Origin of the sequence: Bradyrhizobium sp. NBAIM08, assembly GCF_020193935.1 — a bacterium.
GTDB lineage: Bacteria > Pseudomonadota > Alphaproteobacteria > Rhizobiales > Xanthobacteraceae > Bradyrhizobium > Bradyrhizobium yuanmingense.
Genome location: NZ_JADYVR010001302.1, coordinates 1 through 385, shown reverse-complemented (window position 1 = coordinate 385; position 385 = coordinate 1). Strand labels below are relative to the sequence as shown.

At 60.0% G+C, this 385-nt stretch carries 1 protein-coding gene; it reads right to left on the bottom strand.

What is annotated here, in order from left to right:
• On the bottom strand, positions 1 to 385 hold a 385-nt coding region (locus I6F37_RS44630; RefSeq protein ID WP_368736846.1), incomplete at both ends, for a calcium-binding protein.

Genomic DNA, 385 nt, shown 5'->3' with positions numbered 1-385 from the left:
CACGTATTTCTGTAACGTCGGCCACGCTACTGATCTCTAGGCTTATACTCTTCGAGCGACCGCCAAATAGAAGATAGGCGGAGTCGAGGCCGTCACCCCCGTTGTAACGATCGTCGCCGCTAGCGGCGTTCGAATCGAAGCCAAAGCTAACCCCGCCGCCGGAACGCTCCGCATCGGCGGTGCCGCCGATCAGTGTGTCGTTACCGTCGCCGCCGCTCAGGCTGTCGTTACCCAGACCGCCCGCAATTACGTCGTTTCCTGCGCCGCCGATCAGTGTGTCGTCACCTCCAGCAGAGGGGTCGCTGAAAACGTCGCCGATGAGGATGTCATTTCCATCACCGCCCTTAACGAGGTCTTCTCCTAGGCCACCGAACAGATCGTCGTC